Source organism: Pseudomonas sp. MPC6, assembly GCF_006094435.1.
In the GTDB taxonomy this organism is placed as follows: Bacteria; Pseudomonadota; Gammaproteobacteria; order Pseudomonadales; family Pseudomonadaceae; genus Aquipseudomonas.
In genome coordinates this window covers 1-4268 of sequence record NZ_CP034780.1, presented here as the reverse complement: position 1 = coordinate 4268, position 4268 = coordinate 1, and the positions used below count along the sequence as shown (strand labels likewise).

The 4268-nt window shown below is 53.9% G+C and carries 3 protein-coding genes; all 3 read left to right on the top strand.

The window, feature by feature from the left end:
* Nucleotides 1–5: 5 nt before the first annotated feature.
* The 3 genes from ELQ88_RS00020 to ELQ88_RS00005 all read left to right on the top strand — a co-directional run bounded on the left by ELQ88_RS00020 (nt 6) and on the right by ELQ88_RS00005 (nt 3883).
* Nucleotides 6–710 carry an inovirus-type Gp2 protein gene (locus ELQ88_RS00020; protein ID WP_138962764.1) on the top strand — a complete coding sequence of 235 codons (705 nt, stop codon included), beginning with the start codon at nt 6–8 and terminating at the stop codon, nt 708–710.
* An 850-nt stretch (nt 711–1560) separates the two neighbouring features.
* Complete coding sequence (locus ELQ88_RS00015; RefSeq protein ID WP_138962762.1) at nt 1561–2355, top strand: replication initiation protein; 795 nt, start codon at nt 1561–1563, stop codon at nt 2353–2355.
* Between the two features lie 958 nt (nt 2356–3313).
* Nucleotides 3314–3883 carry a recombinase family protein gene (locus ELQ88_RS00005; RefSeq protein ID WP_138962760.1) on the top strand — a complete coding sequence of 190 codons (570 nt, stop codon included), beginning with the start codon at nt 3314–3316 and terminating at the stop codon, nt 3881–3883.
* Nucleotides 3884–4268 lie beyond the last annotated feature (385 nt).

Sequence of the window (4268 nt, the reverse complement as noted above, 5' to 3'; positions counted from 1 at the left end):
ACCACATGCCTAAGAGACAGCTTCAACCTGACTACACCTTGCTTACTGAAAGCACCTACCGTGGCTACCCAGTCCAATACCGTGATGGCCAATCACCGCTCATAAAAGAAGCCTTGGACAAGTTCATCAATCAGATGGAGGCCATCACGAGCCACTATCAGGATGTCTTCCTGGTTCGGTTCGACCTGCATCTACCAAAGAACGACGACACCACGCCACTGATCCAACCTGACGTTGCCAACGATAGAGTCAGCGAGCTATTCGCTCAGCTACGAGACAATAAGTTCAGGCAACGCATATGGGGCGGTCAACAGATCAAGCGAAGCGCGTACGGCTGGTGCAATGAGTTGGAAACGGCCAAGCAGATCCACTACCACTGTTGGATAGCCGTACCTAAAGGCCGGGTGGAAAACGCTGGTTCGATACGAAAGCGGCTTGACGGCACCTACGATACATATGGCCTCATTGGCCTGGTCCATAACCTCTGGCAAAGCCTAAACCCAGAGGGTTATGCCAACATATACTGCGATGCAAGGGATGCCATGCGACTCAAGTCTAACGATCAAGCCGACATGAATGCCGCCATCGAATGGTTGAGCTACTTGGCCAAGCAGCGAGGCAAAGTGGTCTATGAAGATGAAAATGGCCAGCCTATTCGGATCAGACGATTCGATGGCTCGCGTATGCAACCTGCCGCAAACCAGCCATAAAGCCCCGCAAAGCAACCTGAGCAAGCGGGTCTAGGCCATGCTACCGCCTGGCAAACCGGTGTGGCTTAGTTGCGGTGAATTTCATGCAAACCACCGCTGCTGACACCGTTTTTTATCGTACTAAATACGTTCACCTAATCACTCGGTGAACGATATGAAACAAATACTTATTGACCTGCTAGTCGACTTACTAAGCGATGCCATCAAGTTTCTGGCCAACCTACTACTGGCCTGGTTGCTGGCCGTTGCAACACCTGACCAAGGTGCACCAGTACAGATCCCGGAACCAAGGCTAATTCAAGTCCAAGCCAAGACCGAGATTGCAGCACCTACGACAGCCCAACCATCTACATCCGCCTGTAGGCTCCTGTAGCGTCACGTGAGACACTTTAAACGCATACCATTGGCAGACAGCATATAATAGATTAGTCGTGCTTATACAGGCTTATAGGAGCTTGTAGGCCATGGATATTCTAAAATCAGCCTCTGCTGAGCGAGACATGCACCGAATAGGGGTTAGACACCGACCACCACATGGACGGTTCTGGCCGATTGCCAGATGTGATTCTCGCCTAGAGTGATGTCCAGATACTCGCTCACCAGAGTGCCAAGGGAATAGGTGGCTAGGCCAGCTTCCTCGCCCGCGTAGTTTTACTTTTCCCTTTTAAACCCTTTTAGGCAGCCTACAGACCACATCTGGCGGGGCGTTCAGGACTCATAAAGGGACAGATCCCTTGCCATGTGGGGACAGATCCCTTGCCTTAAAGGGACAGATCCCTTGCCATGTGGGGACAGATCCCTTGGAAGTTAGGACCGTGTTACAGTGACCTAACATTACAAGGAGCCGGGCATGTCCTCACCGATGGTGTACAAGAGCAATGCACTGGTCGAGGCCGCATACCGCCTCAGCGTTCAAGAGCAACGGATCGTGCTCGCCTGTATCAGCCAGGTACGTCGAGACGAACCCGTTACCGACGAGGTGATGTACTCAGTGACTGCCGCCCACCTGGCAGAGATGGCGGGGATTTCCATAGAAGGCGCCTACAGCGAACTCAGGGAAGCAGCTATACGGCTCAGGCGCCGTGAAGTCCGGCTAACGGTAGGGCCAAATGGCGGGGGAAAGATGCCCGGCGTGATGGTCACAGGCTGGGTGCAGACGATCATTTACCGTGAAGGTGAAGGCCGCGTAGAACTTCGGTTCAACAGAGACATGCTGCCCTACTTAACCGAGTTGACAAAGCAATTTACCAAGTACGCCCTGGCCGACGTAGCCAAGATGGACAGCATCTACGCTATCCGCCTGTACGAGTTAATAATGCAATGGGAGAGCGTCGGTCTGCGTGAGATTGAAGTTGCCCAGCTCCGTGAATGGTTCCAGTTGGAAAACCGCTACCCTTCGATCAAAGACTTCAAATTGCGGGTACTTGATCCTGCAGTGTCACAGATCAACGAACATAGCCCCCTGACAGTGAGTTGGGATCAACGCAAGACAGGCCGTCAAGTAACTCACCTCATCTTCACGTTCAAACCAAAGTCATCAGTAAAGCCAATTGCGAAACGGAAGACTCTAACCAGGGCAGAGATGGCAGCACTAGCCCGACCAGGAGAATCGTGGGAACAGGTGCAAGCAAGATTGGGGAACTAATCCAGGCCAGCCAGCAGATCCGCAAATGATCCAGGCCGAGGCCGCTCAACCACTGTGGTGGGTGTTGCTACCGTCTCAACCTTTACCTCAGTCGGCTTGTGTTCGATCAACCGCAGCTCCTGGCGAAGTCCAGCCACTTCCTCACGTAACAACCGCAGCTCGATCACCATGTCAGCCCATCCAGCGGGTGTATCAGCGGGTGTAGGGCGACTGTCGGCCAATGGTGTCGGGGTGTCGGGTAAAGGTGTAGGGCGCCCTACAGGCTCGCCATAGACGCGGATCATTTCAGACAGGTCTATCACTCGCTGTCCTTTACCGTCGAAGCTAGCAGATACGCGGCCCTTAGCTACAGCCTCGTGCAAGGTCGAGCGATGTAATCCGTAGAGTTTGGCCATTCGGCCTATGGTTATTGCTGGCATGTAGGGCACTGTCTGGTTGTGTCTGTCGGGGTCAGTGTAGGGGCCAGCCTGACAGCGAACCAGCTCCCATCCAGCCGCCTATGCGTTCCTGTGTGAAATCTGCCATCGGATGTGGGGGGCAGTACTCTACTTTTCACGTACGGTGGCGTTAACCAGGGCGATTGCCAGGAAGTACCGAGTATCTATCGGGTATCTATCACCATCGGGGCCAGCAGCAGGGTAACAGCGGCCCTCATATCGGCTACACACACCAATCTATGCGGGTTCCAACGACAAGGGGTCAAGCAGGGCGCTCCGCATGCACGAGAATCCAGCCATGACGGGGGATTGCAGCTGAAACGCTCCGCAGTCGTTCGGATCGAGCGCCTTCATCACCGGTCAGGCCAGCAGCCTCAGCCGTCAAACATTGGCATCAACAAACGACCGTTAGACGATACCTTCCGGACGGGCGGTATTCGGTATCATTAAAATAGACTTACTTGCTTGATGATGCCTTGATACACTGATACCACCTTAAGTGATGCCAAGGATCACCCGCCATGTCCCGCACGTTCCTTTACTGCCGCGTCAGCACCGCAACCCAGTTCACCGAGAACCAGGTGCAAGAAGTGAAAGCCGCTGGCTTCGATGTACAGGGCAGCCGGGTAGTCGAGGAAACAATCTCGGGCAGTATCGCTGCAAAGGAACGTCCCGGCTTTCAAAAGCTGCTTGATAGAATGGAAGCAGGTGACGTGCTGATCGTTACCAAGCTGGACCGCCTAGGCCGTAACGCGATGGATGTACGCCTGACGGTTGAACACTTGGCATCTGTTGGCATCCGTGTTCACTGCCTCGCCCTTGGCGGCGTAGACCTCACCAGTGCGGCAGGCAAGATGACGATGCAGGTACTGGGTGCCGTGGCAGAGTTTGAACGTGACTTGCTGATCGAGCGGACACAGGCGGGGCTTACGCGTGCCAAGGCTGAAGGTAAGAAGCTGGGGCGCCCAGAGGCAACCGACACAACAGCATCGGTGCAGAAGCTCAAGGCTAAGGACATGACACAAGCTCAGGTCGCCGAGGAACTTGAGATCGGCATCGCTACGGTTAAACGGCACTGGAACAAAGCCTAGCCTGTCTGTACATATCGCCTGAGAGCCACCTGCAAGGCCACACAAGAAGACTTGCATTGCATATAGTGGGTATGGCATCACAATTGATTGCATAGCCTTACAGGCGTCTACAGGAGCCCTGAGTGGCACGTGCGTTTTTCCTTGCCAACGCGTCCAAGGTGGTGAATCATATAAGGTGTTGATTTTGAAGACGGATAATTCCGGATAGAGATCACCGACCTCCCCGCAAGTTTTACCGCCACCCGAACCCGCATGAATACTGGCTCTGTGCCCACACAGCTAACCCGTTGTGCTGCCTGCGTTTCCAGTGGCTTAATTAATATCCTTTATCAATCCTTACCGTCCAATAGCCCATACCCATCGAGGGTCTGCACAAGGAAGTGAA

Excerpts from the sequence above, each read along its gene's own strand:
- ELQ88_RS00020 (WP_138962764.1), top strand. The coding sequence starts at position 6 with ATGCCTAAGAGACAGCTTCAACCTGACTACACCTTGCTTACTGAAAGC.
- ELQ88_RS00015 (WP_138962762.1), top strand. The coding sequence starts at position 1,561 with ATGTCCTCACCGATGGTGTACAAGAGCAATGCACTGGTCGAGGCCGCA.
- ELQ88_RS00005 (WP_138962760.1), top strand. The coding sequence starts at position 3,314 with ATGTCCCGCACGTTCCTTTACTGCCGCGTCAGCACCGCAACCCAGTTC.